At 69.3% G+C, this 25,258-nt stretch carries 25 protein-coding genes; 12 read left to right on the top strand and 13 right to left on the bottom strand.

The window, feature by feature from the left end; all coding sequences use genetic code 11:
- The first annotated feature begins 4 nt into the window (after positions 1 to 4).
- From upp to AJAP_RS34640, 3 genes are all read left to right on the top strand, one after another.
- Positions 5 to 628: a uracil phosphoribosyltransferase gene (upp, locus tag AJAP_RS34650; protein WP_037332384.1), complete on the top strand. Its 624-nt coding sequence runs from the start codon at positions 5 to 7 to the stop codon at positions 626 to 628.
- An 80-nt stretch (positions 629 to 708) separates the two neighbouring features.
- Positions 709 to 1,302 carry an RNA polymerase sigma factor gene (locus tag AJAP_RS34645; RefSeq protein WP_051972682.1) on the top strand — a complete coding sequence of 198 codons (594 nt, stop codon included), beginning with the start codon at positions 709 to 711 and terminating at the stop codon, positions 1,300 to 1,302.
- Positions 1,299 to 2,579 carry a hypothetical protein gene (locus AJAP_RS34640; RefSeq protein WP_038519374.1) on the top strand — a complete coding sequence of 427 codons (1,281 nt, stop codon included), beginning with the start codon at positions 1,299 to 1,301 and terminating at the stop codon, positions 2,577 to 2,579. The genes AJAP_RS34645 and AJAP_RS34640 overlap by 4 nt, the downstream gene beginning before the upstream one ends.
- Positions 2,580 to 2,728: 149 nt before the next feature.
- Here the strand turns inward: AJAP_RS34640 and AJAP_RS34635 are convergent, their stop codons facing one another.
- Positions 2,729 to 3,325, bottom strand: a complete 597-nt coding sequence (locus AJAP_RS34635) for a TetR/AcrR family transcriptional regulator (protein WP_038519371.1) — start codon at positions 3,323 to 3,325, stop codon at positions 2,729 to 2,731.
- Between the two features lie 84 nt (positions 3,326 to 3,409).
- Here AJAP_RS34635 and AJAP_RS34630 point away from each other — a divergent pair, with 84 nt between their 5' ends.
- Genes AJAP_RS34630 through AJAP_RS34620 form a run of 3 tightly spaced genes read left to right on the top strand, consistent with a single transcriptional unit; the run spans position 3,410 to position 5,818 of the window.
- Positions 3,410 to 3,811, top strand: a complete 402-nt coding sequence (locus AJAP_RS34630; RefSeq protein WP_038519368.1) for a MerR family transcriptional regulator — start codon at positions 3,410 to 3,412, stop codon at positions 3,809 to 3,811.
- Entirely contained in the window at positions 3,808 to 4,791 is a 984-nt protein-coding gene (locus AJAP_RS34625) for an aldo/keto reductase (RefSeq protein ID WP_038519366.1), read from the top strand. Before AJAP_RS34630 ends, AJAP_RS34625 begins: the two co-directional genes overlap by 4 nt.
- Before the next feature lie 25 nt (positions 4,792 to 4,816).
- Positions 4,817 to 5,818 (top strand): aldo/keto reductase, encoded by a 1,002-nt coding sequence (locus AJAP_RS34620; protein ID WP_038519363.1) that lies wholly within the window; start codon positions 4,817 to 4,819, stop codon positions 5,816 to 5,818.
- A 48-nt stretch (positions 5,819 to 5,866) separates the two neighbouring features.
- Here AJAP_RS34620 and hisS read toward each other — a convergent pair whose 3' ends face one another.
- From hisS to AJAP_RS34580, 8 genes are all read right to left on the bottom strand, one after another.
- The gene (gene hisS, locus AJAP_RS34615; protein ID WP_038519361.1) at positions 5,867 to 7,153 is read right to left on the bottom strand and encodes a histidine--tRNA ligase; all 1,287 of its coding nucleotides are present in this window, start codon (positions 7,151 to 7,153) and stop codon (positions 5,867 to 5,869) included.
- Between the two features lie 36 nt (positions 7,154 to 7,189).
- A complete protein-coding gene (locus tag AJAP_RS34610; RefSeq protein ID WP_038519358.1) occupies positions 7,190 to 7,579 on the bottom strand; it encodes a hypothetical protein in 390 nt (129 codons plus the stop codon).
- Positions 7,580 to 7,640: 61 nt separating this feature from the next.
- Positions 7,641 to 8,819 carry an amidohydrolase family protein gene (locus AJAP_RS34605; RefSeq protein ID WP_038519354.1) on the bottom strand — a complete coding sequence of 393 codons (1,179 nt, stop codon included), beginning with the start codon at positions 8,817 to 8,819 and terminating at the stop codon, positions 7,641 to 7,643.
- Positions 8,816 to 9,949: an MAB_1171c family putative transporter gene (locus AJAP_RS34600; protein ID WP_038519351.1), complete on the bottom strand. Its 1,134-nt coding sequence runs from the start codon at positions 9,947 to 9,949 to the stop codon at positions 8,816 to 8,818. The genes AJAP_RS34605 and AJAP_RS34600 overlap by 4 nt, the downstream gene beginning before the upstream one ends.
- Positions 9,946 to 10,467, bottom strand: a complete 522-nt coding sequence (locus AJAP_RS34595; RefSeq protein ID WP_016331300.1) for a hypothetical protein — start codon at positions 10,465 to 10,467, stop codon at positions 9,946 to 9,948. The genes AJAP_RS34600 and AJAP_RS34595 overlap by 4 nt, the downstream gene beginning before the upstream one ends.
- The gene (locus tag AJAP_RS34590) at positions 10,464 to 10,856 is read right to left on the bottom strand and encodes a helix-turn-helix domain-containing protein (RefSeq protein ID WP_038519350.1); all 393 of its coding nucleotides are present in this window, start codon (positions 10,854 to 10,856) and stop codon (positions 10,464 to 10,466) included. Before AJAP_RS34590 ends, AJAP_RS34595 begins: the two co-directional genes overlap by 4 nt.
- Before the next feature lie 406 nt (positions 10,857 to 11,262).
- Entirely contained in the window at positions 11,263 to 11,715 is a 453-nt protein-coding gene (locus tag AJAP_RS34585; protein ID WP_038519348.1) for a flavodoxin family protein, read from the bottom strand.
- A gap of 1 nt (position 11,716) precedes the next feature.
- Entirely contained in the window at positions 11,717 to 13,354 is a 1,638-nt protein-coding gene (locus AJAP_RS34580; protein ID WP_038519347.1) for a phospho-sugar mutase, read from the bottom strand.
- A 29-nt stretch (positions 13,355 to 13,383) separates the two neighbouring features.
- Here AJAP_RS34580 and AJAP_RS34575 point away from each other — a divergent pair, with 29 nt between their 5' ends.
- Positions 13,384 to 14,541, top strand: a complete 1,158-nt coding sequence (locus AJAP_RS34575) for a glycosyltransferase (protein ID WP_038524443.1) — start codon at positions 13,384 to 13,386, stop codon at positions 14,539 to 14,541.
- A gap of 72 nt (positions 14,542 to 14,613) precedes the next feature.
- Here the strand turns inward: AJAP_RS34575 and AJAP_RS34570 are convergent, their stop codons facing one another.
- The 3 genes from AJAP_RS34570 to AJAP_RS34560 are packed head-to-tail and all read right to left on the bottom strand — an operon-like array spanning position 14,614 to position 16,794.
- Positions 14,614 to 15,399, bottom strand: coding sequence for a purine-nucleoside phosphorylase (locus AJAP_RS34570; RefSeq protein WP_016331305.1), 786 nt, complete (start codon positions 15,397 to 15,399; stop codon positions 14,614 to 14,616).
- A complete protein-coding gene (locus tag AJAP_RS34565) occupies positions 15,392 to 15,823 on the bottom strand; it encodes an ABA4-like family protein (protein WP_038519346.1) in 432 nt (143 codons plus the stop codon). The genes AJAP_RS34570 and AJAP_RS34565 overlap by 8 nt, the downstream gene beginning before the upstream one ends.
- Positions 15,820 to 16,794, bottom strand: a complete 975-nt coding sequence (locus AJAP_RS34560; RefSeq protein ID WP_038519344.1) for a hypothetical protein — start codon at positions 16,792 to 16,794, stop codon at positions 15,820 to 15,822. Before AJAP_RS34560 ends, AJAP_RS34565 begins: the two co-directional genes overlap by 4 nt.
- A 76-nt stretch (positions 16,795 to 16,870) precedes the next feature.
- Here AJAP_RS34560 and AJAP_RS34555 point away from each other — a divergent pair, with 76 nt between their 5' ends.
- A complete protein-coding gene (locus AJAP_RS34555; RefSeq protein ID WP_063777820.1) occupies positions 16,871 to 17,593 on the top strand; it encodes a MerR family transcriptional regulator in 723 nt (240 codons plus the stop codon).
- Here the strand turns inward: AJAP_RS34555 and AJAP_RS34550 are convergent.
- On the bottom strand, positions 17,537 to 19,303 hold the full coding sequence (locus AJAP_RS34550) for a serine/threonine-protein kinase (protein WP_038519342.1): 1,767 nt from the start codon (positions 19,301 to 19,303) through the stop codon (positions 17,537 to 17,539). The genes AJAP_RS34555 and AJAP_RS34550 overlap by 57 nt on opposite strands.
- Before the next feature lie 349 nt (positions 19,304 to 19,652).
- Between AJAP_RS34550 and AJAP_RS34545 the strand changes: the two genes are divergently transcribed.
- Genes AJAP_RS34545 through AJAP_RS34530 form a run of 4 tightly spaced genes read left to right on the top strand, consistent with a single transcriptional unit; the run spans position 19,653 to position 25,051 of the window.
- The gene (locus AJAP_RS34545) at positions 19,653 to 21,524 is read left to right on the top strand and encodes a methylmalonyl-CoA mutase family protein (RefSeq protein ID WP_051972680.1); all 1,872 of its coding nucleotides are present in this window, start codon (positions 19,653 to 19,655) and stop codon (positions 21,522 to 21,524) included.
- Entirely contained in the window at positions 21,524 to 23,692 is a 2,169-nt protein-coding gene (scpA, locus tag AJAP_RS34540; RefSeq protein ID WP_038519340.1) for a methylmalonyl-CoA mutase, read from the top strand. The genes AJAP_RS34545 and scpA overlap by 1 nt, the downstream gene beginning before the upstream one ends.
- 3 nt (positions 23,693 to 23,695) lie before the next feature.
- Positions 23,696 to 24,694: a methylmalonyl Co-A mutase-associated GTPase MeaB gene (gene meaB / locus AJAP_RS34535; protein WP_038519337.1), complete on the top strand. Its 999-nt coding sequence runs from the start codon at positions 23,696 to 23,698 to the stop codon at positions 24,692 to 24,694.
- 57 nt (positions 24,695 to 24,751) lie between these two features.
- Complete coding sequence (locus tag AJAP_RS34530) at positions 24,752 to 25,051, top strand: hypothetical protein (protein WP_038519335.1); 300 nt, start codon at positions 24,752 to 24,754, stop codon at positions 25,049 to 25,051.
- The last annotated feature ends 207 nt before the right edge of the window (positions 25,052 to 25,258 follow it).

Genomic DNA, 25,258 nt, shown 5'->3' with positions numbered 1-25,258 from the left:
CGGCATGGATGTGCACGTCGTTGATCACCCGCTGGCCAAGGCCAGGCTCTCCACCATGCGCGACGCGCGCACCGACAGCGCCGCCTTCCGCGCGGCGCTGCACGAACTGACCGTCATGCTGGTCTACGAAGCCACGCGCGACATGCCGGTGCGGATCGAGCGGATCCACACGCCGGTGGCGCGCACCGACGGCTACGCGCTGGCGAGCCCGCCGCTGCTCGTGCCGGTGCTGCGCGCCGGGCTCGGGATGGCGGATCAGGCGCACAAGCTGATCCCCGACGCCCAGATGGGTTTCGTCGGCCTCGCCCGCGACGAGGAGACCCTCAAGCCGACGCCGTACCTCGAATCGCTGCCCGAATCGCTCGCCGACCGGCCGGTGATGGTGCTCGACCCGATGCTGGCGACCGGTGGGTCGATGGAGTACACGATCCGGCTGCTCACCGACCGCGGCGCCACCGACGTCACGGCGATCTGCGCGCTGGCGGCGCCCGAGGGCATCGAGCATCTGGAGAAGACCGGGCTGCCGCTGCGGGTGGTGACCGCGAGCATCGACGAGCGGCTGAACGACTCCGGGTTCATCGTGCCGGGGCTCGGGGACGCGGGGGACCGGCAGTACGGAGCCGTCTGACCCCGGATCGCGTTTAGCGGGCTAAACGCGATCCGCAACATCTCCGCCGTTGCCGGTCACTGACAGGTGTGACCAGAACAGTGACCGGAACGGTGGGGGTACCGGTGGACTCACGCGAACCTCCTTCCGACAGGAGCGACACGGAGCTGTGGCGGACGGCCGCGGGCGGTGATCACGGGGCGTTCACCGAGCTGTTCGAACGGCATGTCCAGTCGGTGTGGAACCACGCCTACCGGCTGACGGGGTCGTGGGCGTCGGCCGAAGACCTGACGTCGGCGGCCTTTCTCACCGCCTGGCGGCGCAGGGCGGACATCACGCTCGTCCGCGACAGCGCGCTGCCCTGGCTGTACACCGTCGTGGGCAACCTCGCGCGCACCGAACACCGCGGTGCCGGGCGGCGGCTGCGGCTCGTCCGGCGGCTGCCGGAACCGCGGTCGGTGTCCGACCACGCCGACACCGTCGTCGATCAGCTCGACGGCGAAGACCGACTCCGGCACGTGCTCGCCTTGGTCGCGAAACTGCCGAAGTCGCAACGACAAGCCGTCGAACTCTGCCTGCTCGGCGATCTCTCCGTGCCGGACGCCGCCGAACTGCTCGGCGTCGCCGAGGTGACCGTTCGCGCCCACATCTCGCGGGCCCGCGCCCAGCTGCGGGCCGCCCTGGAGGAGAAATGACCGACGACCTCGGCCTGCCGGGCAGGCGTGAACTTCCTCCGGAAGTGCTGGACAACCTGCGGATGACCCTGCGGGAGGGAATGGGAAAACCCGCGCGGCGGCGATGGCCGATCGTCGCCGCGGCCGCCGCCGTCGTCCTGGTCCTCGCGGGTGCGCTGGTCGCGACCGTGGTCATCCGGGAGCCGGACGGACAGGGACCCGTCGTCGCGAACCCTGACTTCTCCCTCGACTGGCCGAAGGCCGTGACGGCGATGGACCGGTGCTGGGCCGCGATCGAGAAGAAGGGCAGGGCGGCGGGCTTCCCGGCCCGCGACGAGTGGGTGCCGCAGTTCACCACCACTCCCACCTGGACGTCCATCACGGTCGTCGCGGTGCGCGCGGGCGACAAGGTCTTCTTCTGCGAAACCACGGCGATCACCGTGACGGTGTCCGACCCGGACGCCTCCCCGTCGTACTCGGCGGGGACCAAGGCCGCCGCGCTGCTGATGACCCGCGCCGGGACGGTCGCGGGGGTGGCCGACCCCGGCTGGGACAAGATGGAGCTCTTCGGCCGGACCGCCGATACGACGGGCTCGACCGAGGTGCGCGTGTTCCGGCCTGGGAACCTGTTCGTGGAGATCTCGCAGTCCAAGCCTTCGTCGACGACGTACTCGGTCGGGCCGTACACCGGGGACTCGAACGACGCCGTCACCGACGCGCCACACGTCCTCCCGCCCGCGCCCGAGCCGGTCGTGACGGATATCGATCGCATCCCGCCGGTGGTGCCGATCCGGGACACGCCGGCGGGGGAGTTCTTCAAGACCTGTATCGCCGGAGCGTCGGAACCGTTGCCGGACGAGGACGTGTACGAGATCGGAACGCTGCTCGAAGGCAACGGCGTCAAGGTGGTGACCGCGCGGCTCGGCGACAGGGTCGTCGTCTGCCAAGGCGGGCTTGGCTACCGCGACGGAACGAGCGAGTACTACCGCGTCTTCGCCGACTTGGCGGCCGAGCGGCCACCGGTGCGCAAACTGTCGACCGAAACGCTCGGCGCCGCCGAACAGGGCGGGTCGGGCAACGCGCAGACCCCGTTCATCGGGGTCGTCCCGCGGGCCGCGACCACGGTGAAGCTCGACTTCGGAGCGGGTAAGAAGGTCGACGCGACGGTCACCGAAGGGACCTTCGCGGTCTGGCGGCCGGAGCTTCCGGGAGCGATGGACCCGAACGCGCAGGCGGGCGTCGTCGTTCTCGATGCCGAGGGGAAGACGCTCCACGAAGGCAGCCTTCCGTTGTACTGAGTGCCCGGATCGCGTTTAGCCCGCTAAACGCGATCCGTCAGGCGCTATGGGGCAGGGAAGTACATGAAGGGGGCCTTCACGGAGCTAGGCGCAAGGATGGGGACCTTCATGTACTCGGGCGCCCGAAGTGGCAGATCGCGTTTAGCGGGCTAAACGCGACGCAGCCAGCCCGAAGCGTTCGCCCGCAGCGCGGCCTCGTAAGCCGCGCTCACGGTGAACTCGTCGGGCAGGTTCCCGTTCAGCTCCAGCGACACGAGCCCGTGCACGATGCCCCAGCAGCTCACGGCGATGACCTCGGGCGGCACGTCGAGGAAGGCGCCGTCGGCGACGGCCTTGCGGATCGTCTCCTCGAGCGGCGCCATCGTGGCGCGCGCCTGGCCCGCCGTTTCGTCCGCCGGCTCGAAACCCGGCACCGACTTCGTGAACATGATCGCGTAGAGATGCGGGTCGGCCAGCGCGCTTTCCCGGTACGCGACGCCCAGCCGCACCAGGTCCTCGACCGGGTCACCGCTCAGCGTGACCCCCGACATCCGCCGTCCGAACCGGCGGAACCCCTCGGTGAAGAGCGCGCTGACGAGATCCGTCTTCCCGCCGAAGAGCGAGTAGACCGCGGTGGTGGACGTGCCGACGTCGGCGGCCAGTTTGCGGAGGCTGAGCGCCTTCGGTCCGTCGGCCGAGATGAGCTCACCGGCGCGGTCCAGCAGTTTCAGCCGGAGGTTCTCGTCGTGCGTCCTGGGGCGGGGCATGATCCCAGCGTAACGCAACGCTGTTATCAATCGCTCGGATTCGGAGTTGACCTGGAGCGCACTCCAGGTCGTAGTGTCGTTCACATGAGCTACTCGATAGCGGAAGCCGCGCGACGTAGCGGACTGTCCATCGACACTCTCCGGTACTACGAGCGCATCAAACTCGTCGAGCCCCCGGCGCGGGACGCCGCGGGGCGGCGCGCCTACACCGACGACGACCTCGGGTGGCTGGGGTTCCTGACCAAACTGCGCCTGACCGGCATGCCCATCAAGCGGATGCGGGAGTACGCCTCCCTGCGTCACCACGGGGCGGCGAGCGCGGGGCGGCGCAAGGCGATCCTGGTCGACCAGCGTAAGTCGGTCGCCGATCGGATCGCCGAGCTGCAGACCTGCCTCGACATCCTCGACTACAAGATCGACCACTACGACCAGGTGGAGCGGAAGGTGCTCGGCACCGGAGCCACCATGGAGGGAATTTCAGCGTGATCAGCACCAGGAGGCTCGGCGGTCTGGAAGTCGGGGCGCAGGGACTCGGCTGCATGGGGATGAGCCAGGCCTACGGTGTCCGCGACGACGACACGGAGTCGATCGCCACCGTCCACCGCGCCCTCGAACTGGGCGTGACCCTGCTCGACACCGCGAACGTCTACGGCGCGGGAGCGAACGAGGAGCTGGTCGGCCGCGCGATCGCGGGCAAACGGGACCAGGTCGTGCTGGCGACCAAGTTCGGCATCGTCTGGGACAAGGACGGCGGGATGTCCGCCCGCGGCGACGCGGCGTACGTCAAGCAGAGCTGCGAAGAGTCCCTTCGCCGGTTGAACGTCGACCACATCGACCTCTACTACCAGCACCGCGTCGACCCGGACACGCCGGTCGAGGAGACCTGGGGCGCGCTCGCGGAGCTGGTCCAGGAAGGCAAGATCCGTTTCGCCGGGATCTCCGAGGCCAGTGCCGAGACCATCCGTCGCGCGCACGCCGTCCACCCGGTGACCGCGCTGCAGAGCGAGTGGTCGCTGTGGACGCGCGGCATCGAGGGGGAGATCCTCTCGACCGCGCGTGAGCTGGGCGTCGGCATCGTGCCGTTCTCGCCGCTCGGCCGCGGTTTCCTCGCCGGCAGCGTGACGTCGGTGAAGGACCTTCCGGAGGACGACATGCGCCGCGGGCTGCCCCGGTTCGCCGAGGGCAACTTCGAGCGCAACATGGCCATCGTCGAGGCGCTGCGCGCGCTGGCCGAGCAGAAGGGCGTCACCGCTGGACAGCTCGCGCTCGCCTGGGTGCAGGCGCAGGGCGACGACGTCGTGCCGATCCCGGGTACCAAGCGCCGCAAGTACCTCGAAGAGAACACCGCCGCCGCGGAGCTGGAACTGTCCGAAGTGGACATCGAAGCCATCGAAAAGGCCGCGCCCCTCGAGGCGATCGCCGGTGAGCGTTACCCGGAGCGGCTCGCCCGCGCGGCCGGCAAATAACCCGAGAGAAGTGCGAGAAGAAATCATGACGGGTTCCACCCTGCCCACCCGCAGGCTCGGCACGCTGGAAGTCGGCGCGCAAGGGCTCGGCTGCATGGGCATGAGCGAGTTCTACGGCCAAGGCGACGACACCGAATCCATCGCGACGATCCACCGCGCGATCGAGCTGGGCGTCACCCTGATCGACACCGCCGACATGTACGGCTTCGGCCGCAACGAGGAACTGGTCGGCCGCGCCCTCGCGGGCAAGCGCGACCAGGTCGTGCTGGCGACCAAGTTCGGCATCGTGCGCGACGAAGCTGATCCCTCGAAGCGCGGCATCCGCGGCGACGAATTCTATGTGCGGCAACAGGTCGAGGCGTCGCTGCGCCGGCTGGACGTCGACCATATCGACCTCTACTACCAGCACCGCGTCGACCCGGAGGTGCCGATCGAGGAGACCGCGGGTGCGCTGTCCTCGCTGGTCGAGCAGGGGAAGATCCGGCACATCGGGTTGTCCGAGGCCGGTCCGGAGACGATCCGGCGGGCGCACGCCGTGCATCCGGTGACGGCCGTGCAGACGGAATGGTCGCTGTGGTCGCGCGACATCGAGAACGAGGTCGTCCCGGTCTGCCGCGAACTCGGCATCGGGCTGGTGCCGTATTCCCCGCTGGGCCGCGGTTTCCTCACCGGTCGCTTCAAGTCCAAAGAGGACTTCGCGGACGGTGACTTCCGTCAGACGACCCAGCCGCGGTTCGCCGAAGGCAACCTGGAGCGGAACCTGGCGATCGTCGAGGCGCTGCGCGCGCTGGCCGAGCAGAAGGGCGTCACCGCCGGACAGCTCGCGCTCGCATGGGTGCAGGCGCAGGGCGACGACGTCGTGCCGATCCCGGGCACCAAGCGCCGCAAGTACCTCGAAGAGAACGTCGCGTCCGTCGGCCTGAACCTGACCGCCGAAGACATCGCCGCGATCGAAGAGGCGGTCCCCGTCGACGCGGTCGCGGGGGAGCGCTACCCCGAAGCGGCCATGCGCCTGCTGTCCCGCTGAACACGAAAAAGCCGGCGCCCCCGGAAAGGGCGCCGGCTTTTTCGTTTGTCAGAGCGAGGAGTTGACCGCTTCGACCACACCGTCGAGCGCCACGGTCTGCTGTTCGCGGGTCGCGAGACCGCGCACCGTCACGTTCCCGGCGTCCCAGTCCTCCTGGCCCACGATCACCACGGCCCGCGCCCCGGCCTTGTCCGCCCGGGTGAGCTCCTTGCCCAGCTTGCGGAGCTCGACCGGCGTGGACGTGCGCAGACCGGCCTTGCGGAGCCGTCCCGCGACCTCGCGCGAGGCGTCGGTGAGCTCTTCGGTCACCGGGATCACGACGACGTCGACCTCGCTGCGCGGCTTCGGGGTGAGGCCGTGCGTGTCGAGGAAGTCGATCAGCGTGACGTCGCCCATGCCGAAGCCGATCCCGGGGATCTGCTGCGACGTGAACAACGACGCCAGGTCGCTGTACCGGCCGCCGCCGAAGAGGGCACGACGGTTCTCCGGCGAAGTGTCGAAGACCTCGAACACGGTCGACGTGTAGTACGCGAGCCCGCGCACGATCATCGGATCGAACGTGATGAGATCCGCGGCGCCGCTGTTGAGCACCTTGACCAGGTTCGAGTTCTCCTTGACCTGCTCCGGCAGCTCGTCGAGCAGGGCCGAGCCCGAGGACAGGATCTCGGTCAGCTTCTCGAACTGCTTGTCGGTCAACCCGATCTCGGTCGCGGTGTCGCTCAGCTTCGTACGATCCGACTTCTCCCAGCGGTCCACCAGGGTGAACACCTGCGGCAACTGCTCCGTGGTCACGCCGACGATGTCGGTGAGCGCCGACGAGAGCAGGTTCCGGTCGTTGGCCCGCACCTGGAACATGTCCGGGGTCGCCCCGAGCGCGCTCATCATGTCGTGGACCAGCTCGAAGATCTCGATCTCGCAGTTCGCGCTGTCCGAACCGAAGATGTCCGCGTTGATCTGCCAGTGCTCACGGACCCGCCCGCGCTGCGGCCGCTCGTAGCGGTGGCAGTTCGGGTGGCTGTACCAGCGCACCGGGAACTGCAGCGACTTGGCGTTGCCCGCGATCATCCTGGCGACCGACGGCGTCATCTCCGGGCGCAGCGCCAGCCGCTCGCCGCCCTTGGTGGTCAGCGTGTACAGCTGCTGGTCGGCGATCTCCTGCCCGGACTTCCGCTCGTAGATCTCGGCGGGTTCGAGGATCGGCCCGTCGTAGCGGAGGAAACCCCGCAGTTCGAGCACGTCGTAGAGATGGCCGAACACCTGCGTCCGGACGGACATCTCGGCGGGCAGGAAGTCGCGGGTCCCCTTGGCGGGGGCTGTCGGCAGGTATTCAGGCACGTCAACAAGCTTAACGAGCCGTTGCCAGTGGTTTTGTCAGGGGAAGGCCACGCCGTACGCGGTGGTCAGGATCGCCGCCCCGAGCAGGACCGCCCCGGCGCTGGTGACCCGCCCGCCGAGCTTGCCCTTGCCCGGTGCCAGGTGCAGGAAGAAGCCGCCGGACTGGGCGAGCACACCGAACAGCAGCAGGAAGCAGACGATCCACCGTGCGGTGTCCGGGAGCCCGGTCCGGCCGAGGATCTGCAGCGCGACCAGCGCGAGGACCAGCAGGACGCCGGCATGCGCGTGGCCGGCGCGGAACATCCCGCGCTGGTGTTCGGTCAGCTTCTTGTCGCGCAGGACACCCATCAGGGCGTAGCCGCCGTACATCACCGTCGGCAGCGAAACGAGGGCGATGACGGTGAAGAGTTTGATCGGTCCTTCCATGAGGCAACGATAACACTGTTTTAAAACGCTGTCACCAAACTCGGCGTCCCACTTCCGGGAATCAGGCCCGAACGCCGCGCGAAAGCACCAAACGCAGGTTTCGCAGGGCCGAAAGATTGGCGAGGGGATCGCCGTCGACCGCCAGGACATCGGCACTCAGCCCCGGGGCGAGCCGTCCGGTCACCTCGCCGAGGCCGAGCCCGGCGGCGGAGTCCTCGGTCGCGATCTCCAGGATCCGGCGCCTGCCGAAACCGAGCCATTCGTAGAGTTCGAGGGCGCCGACGGGATCGTCGAAGACCGAACCGGGCAAGCCGGCGTCCGTGCCCGCCAGGAGCGGGACACCCAGTTCCTCCAGCCAGGACAGCCTGCCGTAGACGGTCTTCGCGAGCTCCTCGCCCATGCGCTCGGCGAGCATCCGCCAGTTGCGGCTGCTGGTCGAACAGGCCGCGATGCCCTCGGCGGCCATCCGCTTGGCGACGCCTTCGCGTCGGTCCTGTCGCTGCGGTCCGGTCATCCAGGTGCAGTGCTCGATGGTCGCCACACCCGCCTCGACCGACGCCTCGATCGCGTCGGCTCCGTGGGCGTGCGCCGCGACCGGGAGCCCGTGGCGCCCCGCGTGCTCGACGATCAGGCGCAGCGCCCGGACGTCGAACTGGGACTCCCACATGTCCGCGCCGCCCTCGGTGATCTGGCCGCCGCTGGCCATCACCTTGATCACGTCCGCGCCGGCGGCCGCGTTCGCGTCGATCAGGGCCCGGATCGCGTCGTCGTCGCCGACCTCGCCGCCGAAGAAGTGGCAGTGTCCATTGAGGACGGTCAGGGGTGATCCGGCGGTCAGCAGACGCGGCGCGGCGGTGCCTTCGAGTTCCGCGCGGACCCGCGCGCCCAAAGCGCCGCGATCGCCGAGATCCCGCACCGTCGTGACGCCGCTGCGCAGCAGTTGCCCCAAGCGCTCTTTGGCGCCCGCGCGCAGGGCTTCGTCGTCGCTCGCCAGGAAGTTCGGCAGCATCTCGCGGGTGGCGTCGAACGCCAGGTGCACGTGGGCGTTGAACAGGCCGGGCAACAGGGTCGCGCCGGGGAAGTCGAGTTTCTCGGCCTCCGGCGACGCCTGTGCCGCGACCTCGGCGCGCGGGCCCGCCGCGAGGATGCGGTCGCCCTCGACGAGCACGGCGCCGTCTTCGACCGGCGTGCTCGGACGCGGCAGGATCCGGCTCGCCGTCAGCAAAAGCTGTTTCGTCATGCGTCGCTCCTGGAAACGGCGGCGGAGAGCGCGAGCAACGGCCGCACGTCGGATTCGATGTCGGAGGCGCCGCCGGGGAGCACGAGTTTCGCGCGCCCGTCGGTCTCCTCGCCCGCGGTCTGCCGGGCGATCGCGCGCTTGAGGGCTTCCGCCGCCGCGTGCGGATCGTCCGCGGCGAGTGCGGTCAGATCGGTTTCCAGATAGGGGCTCAGCTGCACGAGCCCGTCCCGGATCTCGATCACCCGGCGGTAGTACCGGCGGTGGACCGTGCGCGGGCGCCACCGCTCCCACGCGCCCTGCGGGGTGGTCCGGAGCACGATGTTCGGGTAGATCCCGGCCAGCGCGGTCCACAGCGGGGTGAGTTCGTCGTGATGCCGCCGGTGCTGACGGCGCCGTCGCAGCGCGGCGAACCGCGCGCGGGCGCCGGGATAGGTGATCCCGGCGAGGAAGAGCACGATCCCGAGGAGCACCAGCGGGACGGCGACGGTGAGCAGAATCGGGATCGACGGCCCGAACGCCCACGCGATCACGATGTAGAGCGCGCGGAAGACGCTGCCGACGGAAAGGCAGATCAGCCCGGCGGCGCTGAGTTTCAGCCCGATCTTCAGATGGCGGTCCGCGGTGCGGATGTACCGGAAGATCCACCAGGCGCAGGCGGCGAGGCCGTAGATCAGGTAGATCCCGGCGCCGAGGTAGAACAGCGCCACCCCGGGCACGTGCACGAGCTTCGGGCTCAGCGCCAGCCCCCGCACCTCCGGCGGCGTGACGGCCATGGCGACCAGCATCAGCGCGATCGCGCCGGACAACGGGATCAGTTCGAACAGGACGCGCCCCGGCCGGCGCGGGCCCAGTGCGGAGCCGAGGAACACGATCAACAGCGCGCAGACGCCGATGGCGAGCAGGACGTTGTTGACCAGGCGGCCGGTGCCCTTGCCGGTCAGGTCGTCGAGCCAGCCGACGATGACCTTCTGCTGGGCGAGGAAGGAGCCCGCGACGCAGACGATCGTGATCGTGATCGCCCAGTTCGGCAGCAGGCGGGGTGCTCGGTAGGTCTGGTAGATCCGCCAGGCGAGCGCGGTCGCGAACAGCACCATCGCCACGACGTTGATGGGGGAGAACAGTGGAGTCACAGCCACCCTTGATGGTCGCCCAGCGCGCCTTGGACGCGGCGGACGTCATCGTCGTCGGCGCGACGGGGAATCGTGTAGTTCAAGACCGACGCCCATTCGAGGATGATGGTCGCCACGGTCTCGGCTTCCCATTCGTGCGCCTCATCGTAGGAGGTGCGGCGTAAAGCGCGGTGTACCGCGTCGCCGTCGAGGCCGGGGGCGGGGCCGCGCAGGAAGTCGGCGGGTTCGGCGTCGCCGCCGGGATGGTGATCGGCGAGCATATGCCCGAGTTCGTGCAGGATGATGTGGTCCTGGTGGGACTTCGTGGTCTCCTGCTGGAAGAAGATGTAGTCCGCCGAACCGGTGGCGATCCAGCAGCCGAACGGGCCGGGGACCTCCAGCGGATACGGCATCAGGCGGATCGGCCTGCCGCGCTGTTCGCCGAGCCGTTCGCAGAGCACGCCGACGTCGAGCGGCGGCTCGATGTCGAGCTTGTTCAGCATCTTGCGGCAGCGTTTGCGGAGTTCCCGTTCCTTCATCGGTTCTCTTCCGGCTGCTCGCGCTCGGCCCGTTCGTAGCGTTCGACGAGCTCCAGCAGGTCCATCACCTGACGACGGCCCTGCGGGGACAGTTCCTGTGCGCGCATGGCCATGAGCGTCGCCTCTCCGACCGGTTGGGGCTCCTGCTCGTCGAAGAAGTACGTGATCGGCACCCCGAACAGTTTCGCCAGCGCTTCGACGTAGTGGATCTTCGGATTGACCCGTTTGCCCGTGGCGAGCTGCTGGAGGTACGCGGGCGACATGGTGGGCCCGCCGGCACGGTCGATCGCCGCGGACAGCTCGCGATAGCTGTGCGGGGCGCCTTCGTCCGCGCGCACCGAATCGATCAGCGCGGTCAGTTTCTGGGCGAAGGTCTGATACGGCGACATGACCCCCCAACCGTTCCGTAGTCCCGTTCCGTAGTTGGAGTGTAACGCGATACAGCCTGTCCGCAGCTGTTGACAGCGCATGTATGCAGTGGTTTACAGTTGTCAAGCGGTTTCGTGCCGTGTCCGGTCTCTCACTCCGGAATCCGTGCCCTGGGGGTGTACGGACGCCGGAGTGAGAGCCGTTTTTTCCGGTGGGTGCACAAGATCGTGCCGGATGTAGTACGCTGAGGCAGCCAAGGTTGATCGCCATCACGGCGAACCCTTGGCCTAGGCCTGTTGCCGGAGGTCGACCCCCAGGGCTTCCGGTGACAGGCCCCTTTACTTTCACCCCTCGCGTTTCGTCCTCTGAATGCGATAGTCCGCATCGCGAACGACCGCATTCAGAGGACGAAATGCTGGTGTGGGGTCAGGGCATGAGCGTGGCGGCCAGGGTGCCGCCCAATTCGAAACAGGCCTCGAGATCCGCTTTGCCCGGTTCGCCGGTGACGAGCACCGGCGAGGCCGCGCTTTCCCAGCCGAGGCCGGTCGTGATGGCCTCGATCCCGCGCACGGTGCCGGACGTGTCGCTGTTGCCGTGCACGAAGAACCCGAACGGACGCCCCCGCGTGGAATCCAGGCACGGGTAATAGACGGTGTCGAAGAAGTGCTTCAGCGCGCCGGACATGTAGCCGAGATTCGCCGGGGTGCCGAGCAGGTAGCCGTCGGCCTCCAGGACGTCGGGCACGGTCGCGCCCAGCGCCGCGCGGCGCACGACGTCGACGCCCTCGATGTCCGGATGGTTCGCGCCGGAGAGCACGGCTTCGAACATCGCCTGCGTCGAGGGCGACGGCGTGTGGTGGACGATCAGCAGCTTCGGCATGTCAGGCCAGCCGGGACTCGATGTCGGCCCGGAGTGCCGCCAGCCGCGCGTCCGCGGCGGCACGCGCCTCGGCGAGATCGCCGGTGACCGGCTCCTTGATCTGCAGGTACGCCTTCAGTTTCGGCTCGGTCCCGGACGGCCTGATGACGACACGCAGCCCCTCGCCGCTCAGGCGGAGGACGTCGGCGTCGGGCAGGAGGTCCTCCATCGTGACGTCGGTGCCGCCCAACGACACCGGGGGTGTGGCGCGCAGGCCCGCCATCAGGCGCTCCCGCACCGACAGATCGGTGACGCGCAGCGAGACCTGATCCGTCACGTGCACGCCGTGCTTCACGGCCAGTTCGTCGAGGACGTCCAGCGGTCCGCGGCCCGCCGCGCGCAGGGAGGCGGCCAGGCCCGCGGCGAGCACGGCGGCGGAGATGCCGTCCTTGTCGCGCACGAAACCGGGGTTCACGCAGAGGCCGAGCGCCTCTTCGTAAGCGAACACGAGCCCTTCGCCGGCACGGACCAGCCATTTGAACCCGGTCAAGGTCTCCGCGTAGCGCGCTCCGAATTCTTTCGCGACTTCGCCGAGCATCGACGACGAGACGATCGTCGTGGCCACCAGCGGATCGACACTGTCTACAGTGGACAGAACGTGCCAGCCGAGCAGGACGCCCGTTTCGTCCCCGCGCAGCATCCGCCACGAACCGTCCCGCTCGCGCACGCCCAGCGCGCACCGGTCGGCGTCCGGGTCGAGCGCGATCGCCAGGTCGGCGCCGACCTCGGACGCCAGAGCCAGCAAGAGATCCGTCGCGCCCGGTTCCTCCGGATTCGGAAAGGCGACCGTCGGGAAGTCGGGATCAGGCGTGGATTGCTCGGCGACCAGGCTCAGCTCGGTGAAACCGGCGCGCTCGAACGCGGCGCGCAGGGTCTCCGCGCCGACGCCGTGCAACGCCGTCGCGGCGACCTTGACCGCGCGTTCCGGGCCGCGCGGCAGCAGCGCGACCTTGGCGAGGTACGCGTCGCGGAGTTCGTCGCCCAGCACTTCGGCGCCGGGCTCGCGCGGCACGCTGATCGCCGGGGGAGCGGCTTCGATGGCGCGCTCGATCTCGCCGTCCGAAGGCGGGACGATCTGGCCGCCCGTCGCGTCGTAAAGCTTGTAACCGTTGTCGGCCGGGGGATTGTGCGACGCGGTGATCTGGATACCCGCCACCGCGCCGAGTTCCAGTACGGCGAACGCGAGCACCGGCGTGGGCAGCGGGCCGGGCAGCGTCTTCACCGCGAACCCGGCGGCCGTCAGCACCTCGGCGGCGGCCTTGGCGAAGGCCTCCGAACCGTGCCGCGCGTCGCGGCCGACCACCACGACACCGCCCGAATGTCCTTGTGCGGTCAGCCAGGCCGCGACACCCGCCGTCGTCCGGGTGACGACCGCGACGTTCATCCCATGGGGGCCCGCGCGCACCGGGCCGCGCAGCCCGGCGGTGCCGAATTCGAGCGGTCCGGCCATGCGGTCCGCGAGTTCGTCCGCCGCACCGGCTTCGCCGCCCATCGCGCGGGCGAGGATGTTCTGCAGCTCGACGCGGGAATCGTCGTCCGGGTCGTCGGCGATCCAGCGGAACGCCCGATCCCGGAGATCCGAGGTCAAGGAAGTCGTCACCGAGTCAGCCTACGGGTACGTTGGAGAGGGTGCGATTGATCTTCACTTCTCTGGTGAGTCATGGTCATCTCTATCCCCTACTACCGCTCGCCGTCGCCGCTCGCGACGCCGGGCACGAGGTCGTCTTCGCCACCGGCGAAGACATGCTGGCGGTGGTCGAAAAGGCCGGTCTGGCAGTGGAAATCGCCGGATTCGGGATGCGGGAGGCGTTCGAGTCGATCGCCGGGCCCGACGCTCCGAAACCCAACGCCTCCGACGCCCCGCCCGAATCGTTCAATCCCGTCATCGGCGAAGTGTTCGGAAATGTGCTGCCCCGGCGTTTCGTCGCCGATCTCACACCGCTGCTGGAACGGCACCGGCCGGATCTCGTCGTCTACGAAAGCGGCAACGCAGGTGGTGCCATCGCCGCCCACCTCGCCGGGATTCCCGCGATCGGGCACGGTTTCGGCCGATTCTCGCCGGGTGACGTCATGGATGTCATCTACGGCCGCGTCGCGGAATTCGCCACGGAAGTCGGTTTGGGTGGCTTGAAGCTGCCGTCCTTCGGCGATCCCGTCGTCGACATCTGTCCGGAATCGGTGCAAGCGCCGGATTTCCTGGCCACGGCGACCCGGATCCCGCTACGTCCGGTCGGCTGGGCCGAGCCGGGAGACCTCCCGGCGGGTGTGGTCGGCCGGGACAAGAGCCGTCCGCTCGTCTACCTCACCCTCGGGACCGCCTTCGGTGACGAAGACGTGTTGAAGCGGGCCATCGGCGCCCTCGCGCGGCTCGACGCGGACGTCATCGTCGCGGCGGGCCCGACGGTGGATCCGGCGAGCCTGGGCGAAGTCCCGGGCAATGTCCGGGTCGAGAGCTGGGTGCCGCAGGTCGAGCTCCTGCCGCACGTCGATCTCGTGGTCCACCACGGCGGCAGCGGGACGACGATGGGTGCCTTCGGCGCCGGGTTGCCGCAGCTGGTACTGCCGCAGGGGGCGGACCAGTTCACGAACGCCGAGGCCGTCGTCGCGGCCGGGGTGGGCGCGCAGCTGATCGGTGCCGAGGCCGTCGAGGACGTCATTTTCGAGCAGGCGCGAAAGCTGCTCGCCGACGAGGCCGTCCGCGGTGCTGCACGTCGGCTCGCCGACGAGGTCGCCGCGATGCCTTCGCCCGCGGAGGTCGCCCAGCGGCTTCCCGAGTTCGCCGGCTGAGAAGTGCCCCGGATGTCATGAAAGGGTCGTTCAGGACGAAAAACGTCCTGAACGACCCTTTCATGACACTTCTCAGGCGCGGGAGACGAGTTCCTTGAGCAGGGTGCCCATGCGGGTGGCGGACTGACGGCCCGCCTCGAGGACCTCTTCGTGGTTCAGCGGTTCCCCGGTCATCCCGGCCGCCAGGTTGGTCACCAGCGAAAGCCCGAACACCTCGACCCCGGCGGCGCGGGCGGCGATGGCCTCCAGCACCGTCGACATGCCGACGAGGTCGGCGCCGAGCGTCCGCAGCATGCGGATTTCCGCGGGCGTCTCGAAATGCGGCCCGGTGAGCCCCGCGTACACGCCCTCCTCCAGCGAAGGGTCGATTTCGCGCGCGATGTCGCGCAGCCGCTTCGAGTAGAGATCCGTCAGGTCGACGAAGTTCGCGCCGACGATCGGCGAGCGCGCGGTGAGGTTCAGGTGGTCGGAGATCAGCACCGGCTGCCCGACGCGGAAGCCCTCGCGCAGGCCGCCCGCGGCGTTGGTCAGCAGCACCGTCCCGGCACCGGCCGCCGCGGCGGTGCGCACGTTGTGCACGACCGGGTCGATGCCCTTGCCCTCGTAGAAATGCGTGCGGCCCAGCAGGATCAGCGCGCGCTTCTCGCCGACGCGGACCGACCGGACGGTTCCCCCGTGCCCGACCGCGCCCGGCGCGGCGAATCCGGGCAGTTCGCCCAGCGGGATCTCCGCCTCGGGCTCCCCGATGACGTCCGCCGCCGGGCGCCAGCCCGAACCGAGCACGACGGCGATGTCGTGCTTCTCGACGCCGGTGCGTTCGGCGATGGCGGCGGCCGCCGCGACCTCGTTCTCACTCATGCGACGAGCGTATCCGGACGGTTCGCACGAGCAGGAACGCCACCAGCCCGAACGGGGACAGGAAGATCGTGAGCGCCAGGATCGGCCCGGTCACCAGCGGGTGGATCCGGTGCTCGCGGGATTCGAGGTACATCCAGCGCGCGATGAACAGGTCGAAGGCGATCAGATGCGCCCAGATCGTGGCCGCCCCGTACGGCGATCCGGTGAACGCGCCGAGCACGCCGAGGTCCGGCCTGCTGACCGCCGTCCAGAGCTCGCCGAAATGCGCGATCGCGAGGACGAAGTACGGGATCAGCGGCAGCAGCGGCGTCCAGGGTGACGCCATGATCCGGCGGGTCCACGACCAGCCCGGCAGGAAGATCATCAGCAGCCAGAACGGCGTCGCCAGCGGGAAGGTCCAGGTGAAGAGGGTCTCGACGCTCATCGCAGCGAGGCCTCCAGCTCCCTGTCCTTCGCCGGCCGCCCGATCGCGATCAGCCCGCTAAAGGCGACGCCCGCGATCAGGAGGGCGAAGGCGGTGAGGGTCTGGCTGTCGGGGGCGACGATCGACTGGCCGCGCAGCGCCTGCCAGGTGAGCAACGCGAGCAGGCCCGCGTAGCCGACGCCGGCGATCACCACGAGCCGCAGCCGGAGGACGTCGTCGCGGAGCCGCGGGTAGCGCGCGGCCAGGACGCCGAGGGCGAGCGCGAGCAGAGGAAGCGCCTGGAGGCCGTGCAGGCCGAGGAAATGCGGGATCCGCAGGTCGCCGCCGACCGTGCTCCAGCCGAGGATCGGCAGGCCGGGGCCGCCGTCGGGGAGGCCGACGGTATGCGCGCCGATCATCGCGGACTGGCCGGTCGCGTCGAGCAGGGCCTGCTGGTCCGGGGTGGGGCTGCTCATCAGCGTCGCCAGCGAGATCCCGATCATGCCGAGGATCGCGCCGATCCGGGCCGCCCACGCCGTCGCGCGGTCGGGGATCCGGGTGAACATGACGGCGATCGTCAGGACGAGGTTGACCATCCAGAGCACGGCGATCATCCCGCCCATGACCTGGAAGATCGTGTTGTCGAGCGGTGTCGCGTTGTTGAAGTGGCTCGCGCGGACGCGGGCGGCCTGGAAGATCACGAGCGCGTACTCGGCGCCGAAGATCACGACGAGCGTGTTCGCCAGCCAGCTCGCGGTCCGCCGGAACTTGGGCAGCAGGGAGACGAGCCAGCTCCAGGTGAAGAAGTACAGCGTGGCGGAGACGGCGAATTTGAACGGTTTCGCCCAGAGCGGGGCGCCGTTCAGCGTCCGCTGGTCGATCAGCATGGCCAAGACGCACAGCACGGTGATCACGGCGAAGGCCTGGGCGAAGCGATACGAACCCCGGTGCCAGGTGCGGGTTCTCTCGCGGAGATCGGTCAAGATGGTCATGGGTCCCTCCCAGAAATGGATAGTCAAGCTCTCCGTTATGGGAAGTTAAACTATCCATCCTGAGAAGTCTTCAGGGATGACCCTGGAACCGTCCCCGAGATGGGAGAACGCACGCGTGCGGATGGCCGAACTGAGCGAAAAAGCCGGGATCCCGGTCGCCACGATCAAGTACTACCTGCGGGAAGGACTGCTCCCGCCGGGCGAGCGGACCAGCCCCAACCAGGCGAAGTACGACGACGGGCACGTGCAGCGGATCAAGCTGATCAGGGCGCTGATGGACGTCGGCGGCCTTTCGCTCGCGACGGTCGGCGAAGTACTCGCCGCGGTCGACGCCGGGGAGGCCAGCCCCCACCACGTTCTCGGTATCGCGCAGCAGGGCATCACGACGTCGAAGCGGGTCGTCGACGACGAAGCCCGCGAATGGGCGCTCGCCACGGTCCGCGCCCTCGCCGACCGCCGCGGCTGGCCCTGCAAGGACGAAGACGACCTGGTCATCCAGGCCCTGGTCGGCGTCCTGTGCACGATCCGCGAGGTCGGGCACGGCTGGTATCTCGAGAAACTCGACGCCTACGCCGAGATCGCCGACCGGACCGCCGACCTGGACCTCGAAGGGATCTCGGGGATCGAGTCGCTGGATCAGATCATCGAGATCGCCGTCGTGGAGACGGTTCTGGGCGACAGGCTGCTCTCGGTGCTGCGGAGGCTGGCGCAGCAGCGCGCGTCGAAGGCGTACTTCGCCGGGCTAACCGTCGACGATGAACGACAAGGCGACCGGCTCGAAGATCCCGGTCTTCGCTGAGTTCTCCTGCTCGATCGTCGAGGTCACCGACAGGATCCACAGATCCGTGCCGCCGCTGAACAGGTCCATGTACGTCGTCCGCGTGATGCTCTCGTTCACGGCGTCCCGGTTCCCGGCGGCGCGCTCCGTCGTCCGGTAGGTGTACCGCTGGCTGTCGTCGCCCCGGCCGGGAACGGTGGTCGGCCCGCCGATGGGGGCGATCTCCGGATGCTGGCTCCTCAGCCAGCTGAAGTAGGCGGGCGGCGGGCTCTCGGCCAGGAAACCGCTCAGCCGCTCGACCCGGATGGCCTGGCGGCCGTCGGGCGAGACGTACTGGACCACCGTGCTCGGCACACCCCTGGTGATATGCGGCGCGACGAACTTCTGCCAGCCCTCCGGGACACCGAGGCTGAACCGGCCGCCCTTGAGGCCGTTCACGGTGCTCGCGTCACCCTGTTGCGTGATCAGTTTCGGCGGCGGCTGGGTGATGATCGTGTCGCCTTGCTGCAGCTTCTCCGGCGGTCGCAGATCCTGTCCGCCGACGGCCCTGGCCAGCACGAACCCGCCGCCCGCTGCCAGCAGGAACAGGACGACCGACGCGAGCGCCAGCACCACCGTGCCCACCGTCGAGCGGCCGGGCCGCCGAGGCGGCGGTGGCGTGACGGTCGGCATCGGCGCGAGTTCGACGGGAGGCGCCGGCGCGGGCTGGTTGAGGAACGGCAGCGGACCGGGGTCGGCGGCGAGTTCGGAACTCGTGCCCTCGCCCGGTTTCTCCGGCGCGACCGGCTTGATCACCTGGGTGTCGGTGGCGTCCAGATGCGCGGTGGTCTTCTTGCCGTCGGGCGTGTGGAACAGCTCGGCGGGGAAGAGGTCGATGAGCGTCTTGGCCTGCAACGGGTACAGCCGGCGCCGGACCTCGCGCAGGGTGATCCGTTTCGACGGCTCCTTCTTCATGAGCGCGCCGATCACGTCGGCCAGCGGGCCGGGGCCGGGCTTCGGCACCTTCCCGTTGACGACCTTGCCGACCGTTTCGAGCGGGTCGCCGTCGGCGTCGTACGGCGGCGAGCCCTCGATGGCGGCGAACAGTGTCGCGCCGAGACCCCACAGATCGGCGGCGGGGACGACGGCGCCGCCGGAAGCGACCTCGGGCGCGATGTAGGCGGGCGAGCCCAGCATCATCCCGGTGCGGGTCATGGTGGCTTCGGAGACGTTGCGCGCGATGCCGAAGTCCGTGAGCTTGATCCGGCCGTCACCCGCGACGAGGACGTTGCCCGGTTTGACGTCACGGTGGGTGATCCCGGCGGCGTGCGCGGCTTCGAGCGCGGACGCCACCGCGATGCCGACCGCCGCGGCCTGCTCGACCGTCAGCGGCCCGTGGTCGCGCAGGATGTGCGCGAGGCTGCGCGACGGCAGCAGCTCCATCACGACGAACGGTTCGTCGTTCTCGCGGGCGACGTCGTGCAGGATGATCACGTTCGGGTGGCTCAGGACGGCGATCGCGCGGGCTTCGCGCAGGGTCCGTTCGCGCAGTTCGTCGGCCTGCGACGCCGGAACGCCGGGCGGGAGGCGGACCTCCTTGACCGCGACGGGGCGGTGCAGGAACTCGTCGTAAGCCGACCAGACCGTGCCCATCGACCCTGATCCGATGACCGAGCGCAACCGATATCGCCCGGCGACTACTCGCTTCTCGTCGCCGGGACTCTCGCTGGACTCGGTGGTGTCGGACGGCACGGCCCAATTGTGTCGTATGCCCGTGTGGCGGCCCTATGCGCCGTGCCCTGTCGGAGTGAACGGGCCGCCCGGACAGCGGTGCGCTGCCGGGTCGTTTCGTGTGATCAGACGGACGACACACGTGACTGGCCGGACGACACACGTGATCAGACGGACGACTCGAGGCGGAAGCCCGGCTCCGAGCGTGTCGTCCATTCCATCACGCGTGTCGTCCGTCTGATCACACGTGCCGTCCGGCCAGTCACGCGAAACCGCCGTTCACGACCGCCCGGCATCGCCCCCTAATCACCCCCTAGGCGCGACTAGCGTCACAGGTGGTGCCACTTGAGGGCCGTTAGCATCGATGGCTATGACGGAAGTGGCCGAGACGGAGTCAGTGCCGACCCCTGGCGAGCCCGACGCGCCGGAAGAATTGGAGCTCGCGGCGGAGTTCCCCGAAGCGAGCCGGGACCAGTGGCGCGAGCTGGTCGCGGGCGTGCTGCGCAAGAGCGGCGCCATCGACGAGTCCTTCGACGGCCTGCCCGAAAGCAAGCTGGTCACGCGGACGTACGACGGCCTGGAGATCCAGCCGCTCTACACGGCCGAAGACACCGTCGACGGGACTGGTTTTCCCGGCCTTCCGCCGTTCGTGAGAAGCGCCCGGCCCGAGGGCGCGGTGACGACCGGCTGGGACGTCCGCGCCCGGTACACGCGCCGTGACGCCAAGGCCACGAACGCCGCGATCCTCGCCGACCTCGAAGGCGGCGTCAGCTCCATCTGGCTGCGCGCCGGCGCGACCGGCGTCCCCGTCGCCGATCTGGGCGACGCGCTGAACGAGGTCTACATCGACCTCGCACCCGTCGTCCTCGACGCGGGCGACGAGTACGAAGCCGCCGCGAACGAGTTGTTCGCTCTTTTCGCGGAACGCGAGATCCCGGCGAGCGCGGTCACCGCGACGCTCGGCGCCGACCCGATCGGGTCGGCCGCGCGCACCGGTTCGGCGCATCCGCTCGCCCCCGCCGCGGAACTGGCGGCGCGGGTCGCCGTCAGTCACCCGAAGGTGCGGACGATCGTCGCCGACGGCCTGCCGTTCCACGAGGCGGGCGGCTCGGACGCGCAGGAACTCGGCGCGACCATCGCCGCGGGTGTCGCGTACCTGCGGGCGCTCACCGAAACGGGGCTGGACGTCGACACCGCGGCCGCGCAGATCGAATTCCGGCTCGCCGCCACCGCCGACCAGTTCCTCACGATCGCCAAGTTCCGTGCCGCGCGGCGGCTGTGGGCGCGGGTCACCGAGGTTTCCGGCGGCAAGGCGTCCGGCATGCGGCAGCACGCGGTCACCTCGCCCGCGATGCTGACCCAGCGCGACCCGTGGGTGAACATGCTGCGGACCACGCTCGCCTGTTTCGGTGCCGGGGTCGGCGGCGCGGACGCGATCACCGTGCTCCCGTTCGACGCCGCGATCGGCCAGCCGGACGCGTTCTCGGCGCGGATCGCGCGCAACACGCACGCCGTCCTGCTGGAGGAGTCCAAACTGGCCGGTGTCATCGACCCGGCCGGCGGCTCCTGGTACGTCGAGAACCTCACCGAGGACCTGGCCAAGGCCGCGTGGCGCGAGTTCACCGCCATCGAGGCGGCGGGCGGGATCGAGGCCGAACTGGCCTCCGGCGCGCTCGCCGCACGGCTCGCCGAGACCTGGGAGAAGCGGTCGAAGCGGATCGGGACCCGACGCGATCCGATCACCGGCGTCAGCGAATTCCCCAATCTGACGGAGAAAGCGGTCGTCCGCGACCCGCTCGGCGACCTGCCGGGTGGCGGCCTGCCGCGCTACCGGTACGCCGAAGCGTTCGAGGCGCTGCGAGACCGGGCGGACGCGCATCCCAGCCGTCCTCGCGTCTTCCTCGCCACCCTCGGCCCGGTCGCGGCGCACACCGCGCGGGCGAGTTTCGCGGCGAACCTGTTCCAGGCGGGCGGGATCGAGGCGGTGAACCCCGGTGCGCCCGAGGACGTCGTCGCGGAATTCCGGGCCAGTGGAACGAAGATCGCCTGCCTCTGCGGCAGCAACACTTCCTACGCCGAAGAAGCGGACAGCGTCGCGAAGGCGTTGAAGGAAGCGGGCGCCACGTCGGTGCTGCTCGCCGGTAAACCCGGTGACCACCCGGACGTCACGGGCTACCTCTTCACGGGCTGCGACGCCCTGGAAATCCTGACCGGCACGTTGAACGAGCTCGGAGTGCAGTGATGACCATCCCGAACTTCGCCGGAATCGAGCTCGGCAGCCCCGAGCCGGGCGACCGTCCTCAGTGGACCGAAGCCTTGCACGCCGCCACTGGCAAGGGCCCCGACGCGCTCGCGTGGGAGACGCCGGAGGGTATCGGCGTCAAGCCGGTGTACACCGCCGACGATCTGTCCGGAGTGGACTTCCTCGGCACGTATCCCGGTGTCGCGCCGTACCTGCGCGGCCCGTACCCGACGATGTACGTCAACCAGCCGTGGACCATCCGCCAGTACGCGGGTTTCTCCACCGCCGAGGAGTCGAACGCCTTCTACCGCCGCAACCTCGCCGCCGGGCAGAAGGGCCTCTCGGTCGCCTTCGACCTCGCGACGCACCGCGGTTACGACTCCGATCACCCGCGTGTCGCCGGTGACGTCGGCATGGCGGGCGTCGCGATCGACTCGATCTACGACATGCGCCAGCTCTTCGACGGCATCCCGCTCGACAAGATGAGCGTTTCGATGACCATGAACGGCGCCGTCCTGCCGGTGCTCGCGCTCTACGTCGTCGCGGCCGAGGAACAGGGGGTCACGCCGGACAAACTGGCCGGGACCATCCAGAACGACATCCTCAAGGAGTTCATGGTCCGCAACACCTACATCTACCCGCCGCAGCCGTCGATGCGGATCATCTCGGACATCTTCTCGTTCACCTCGCGGAACATGCCGAAGTACAACTCGATCTCCATCTCCGGCTACCACATGCAGGAAGCCGGGGCGACCGCCGATCTGGAGCTGGCGTACACGCTCGCGGACGGTGTCGAGTACATCCGCGCCGGCGTCGAGGCCGGGCTGGACGTCGACAAGTTCGCACCGCGCCTGTCCTTCTTCTGGGCGATCGGGATGAACTTCTTCATGGAGGTCGCGAAACTCCGCGCGGCGCGTCTTCTGTGGGCGAAGCTGGTGAAGGGCTTCGAGCCCAAGTCGTCGAAGTCCCTGTCGTTGAGGACGCATTCGCAGACCTCCGGCTGGTCGCTGACCGCGCAGGACGTCTACAACAACGTCGTCCGCACCTGTGTCGAGGCGATGGCGGCGACCCAGGGCCACACGCAGTCGTTGCACACCAACGCCCTCGACGAGGCGCTGGCGCTGCCGACCGACTTCTCCGCCCGCATCGCGCGGAACACGCAGTTGTTGCTGCAGCAGGAATCCGGCACCACGCGCGTCATCGACCCGTGGGGCGGCAGCGCGTTCGTCGAGAAGCTGACGTACGACCTCGCGCGCAAGGCGTGGGGCCACATCACCGAGGTCGAGCAGGCGGGCGGGATGGCGAAGGCGATCGACGCCGGCATCCCCAAGCTGCGCATCGAAGAGGCCGCGGCGCGGACGCAGGCGCGGATCGACTCCGGCCGCCAGCCGGTGATCGGCGTCAACAAGTACCAAGTGACCGACGACGAGCAGATCGACGTGCTCAAGGTCGACAACGCGGGCGTGCGCGCGCAGCAGCTGGAGAAGCTGCGGCGGCTGCGTGAAGAGCGCGACGAGGACGCCACCCAGGACGCGCTGCGGCGGCTCACCGCGGGCGCCGAGTCCGACGGGAACCTGCTCGCGCTGGCCATCGACGCCGCGAGGGCGAAAGCCACCGTCGGCGAGATCTCCGACTCGCTGGAGAAGATCTGGGGGCGCCACTCCGGCCAGATTCGTACCATCTCCGGTGTGTACCGCGAGGAGGTCGGCAAGACCGAGAACGTCGAGCAGGCGCGCGAGCTGGTCGAGAAGTTCGCCGAGGAGGAAGGCCGCCGTCCCCGGATCCTGGTCGCGAAGATGGGCCAGGACGGCCACGACCGCGGCCAGAAGGTGATCGCGACCGGCTTCGCCGACATCGGTTTCGACGTCGACGTCGGCCCGCTGTTCTCCACGCCCGGCGAGGTCGCGCGGCAGGCGATCGAGGCGGACGTGCACGTGATCGGCGTTTCGTCGCTGGCCGCCGGGCACCTCTCGCTGGTGCCCGCGCTGCGCGCCGAACTCGCCGAGCAGGGCCGCGAGGACATCATCGTCGTGGTCGGCGGCGTCATCCCGCCGCAGGACTACGAGGAGCTGCGCGCGGCGGGCGCGGCGGCGATCTTCGGCCCCGGCACGGTGATCGCCGAAGCCGCGATCGACCTCATCGGACAGCTGACCGCCCAGGAGTCCTGAACCTTGCCGCGCAAGATCGACGTCGGGGCGCTGGCCAAAGGTGTCCTCGCGGGTGACCGCGGCCTGCTGTCGCGGGCGATCACGCTCGTCGAGTCCAATCGGGACGATCACCGGGCGCAGGCGCAGGAGCTGCTGGTGGAGCTGCTCCCGCACGCGGGTGGCGCGCGGCGCGTCGGCATCACCGGGGTTCCCGGTGTCGGCAAGTCGACCTTCATCGATCAGCTCGGCACGGATCTGACCGAGGCCGGGCACAAGGTCGCCGTGCTGGCCGTCGACCCGTCGTCGACGCGGACCGGTGGCTCGATCCTGGGCGACAAGACCCGGATGGCGCGGCTCGCGGTGGACCCGAAGGCGTTCATCCGCCCTTCGCCGACTTCGGGCACGCTCGGCGGCGTCGCGCGGGCGACCCGCGAGACGATCGTGCTGATGGAGGCGGCCGGGTACGACATCGTGCTGGTCGAGACCGTCGGCGTCGGGCAGTCCGAGGTGACCGTGGCGAACATGGTCGACTGCTTCCTGTTCCTGACCCTGGCCCGCACCGGCGACCAGCTGCAGGGGATCAAGAAGGGCGTCCTCGAACTCGCGGACGTCATCGCGGTCAACAAGGCCGACGGCGACCACGAACGCGACGCGAAACGCGCGGCTCGCGAACTGGCGGGCGCGTTGCGGATGATCTACGGCCGGGACGCCGAGTGGACGCCCCCGGTGCTGACCTGCAGCGCGCTCACCGACGTCGGGCTCGACGAGATCTGGGCCGAAATCGGGCGTCACCGTGACGTGCTGACCGCTTCGGGTGAACTGGACGGGCGGCGACGGCGGCAGCAGGTGGAGTGGACCTGGGCGATGGTCCGCGAACAGCTGCTCGGGCGGCTCGCCGCGCATCCGGACGTGCGAGCGGTCGTTCCGGACGTCGAACGGGCGGTCCGGGACGGTGAGCTGACCCCGACGCTGGCCGCCCAACGGATTCTGGAGGCGTTCTCCGGTCCTCCGCGTGGCGGCTGACGCGGGAACCCGGCAGAGTGCAGAATCGGACTCGCGCTACGCCGACGAAAGGGAGTCATGCCGAAAAGGTCTCGTCTCGGGCAGCTGGCCGGGCTGGTCGCCGCCGGGCTGGTCGTCTGCGCTCCCGTCGCGCAGGCCGTTGAGATCCAGGCGCCCGCGCCGGTGATCATGCAGGCAGCGGCGGTGCACGAAGCGCTGGAGCAGGCGCCTCCGGGGCCGGTGCTCGACCCCGCCGAGACCGACAAGGCCAACAGCCAGGAGACCAAGAACAAGGTCATCGCGGGTATCGCCGCGGCCATCCTGCTCGGCTTGGTGATCCTCGGGCGGCGCTCCCGTTCCAAGAAGAAGAAGTCCTGAACCGCTACCCGTAAGTAGAAGGACTCTCCGCTTAGCCCGGGCCGAACTCTCGCAGCCGTTCATCGCAGATCCACTACCGGCCGTCTAGGGTTCGATCACTCGACGAGCGGCTTGTCATCTGCATGGTGCACGATCTATCGCAAATGCGTATCACAGATCGAACGGCACCCAGCGTGCCTTCAGCGACCACTCGTACGGTGGTAGACG

Origin of the sequence: Amycolatopsis japonica (genome assembly GCF_000732925.1) — a bacterium.
Lineage (GTDB): Bacteria > Actinomycetota > Actinomycetes > Mycobacteriales > Pseudonocardiaceae > Amycolatopsis > Amycolatopsis japonica.
This window is presented reverse-complemented; position numbering and strand designations above follow the sequence as displayed.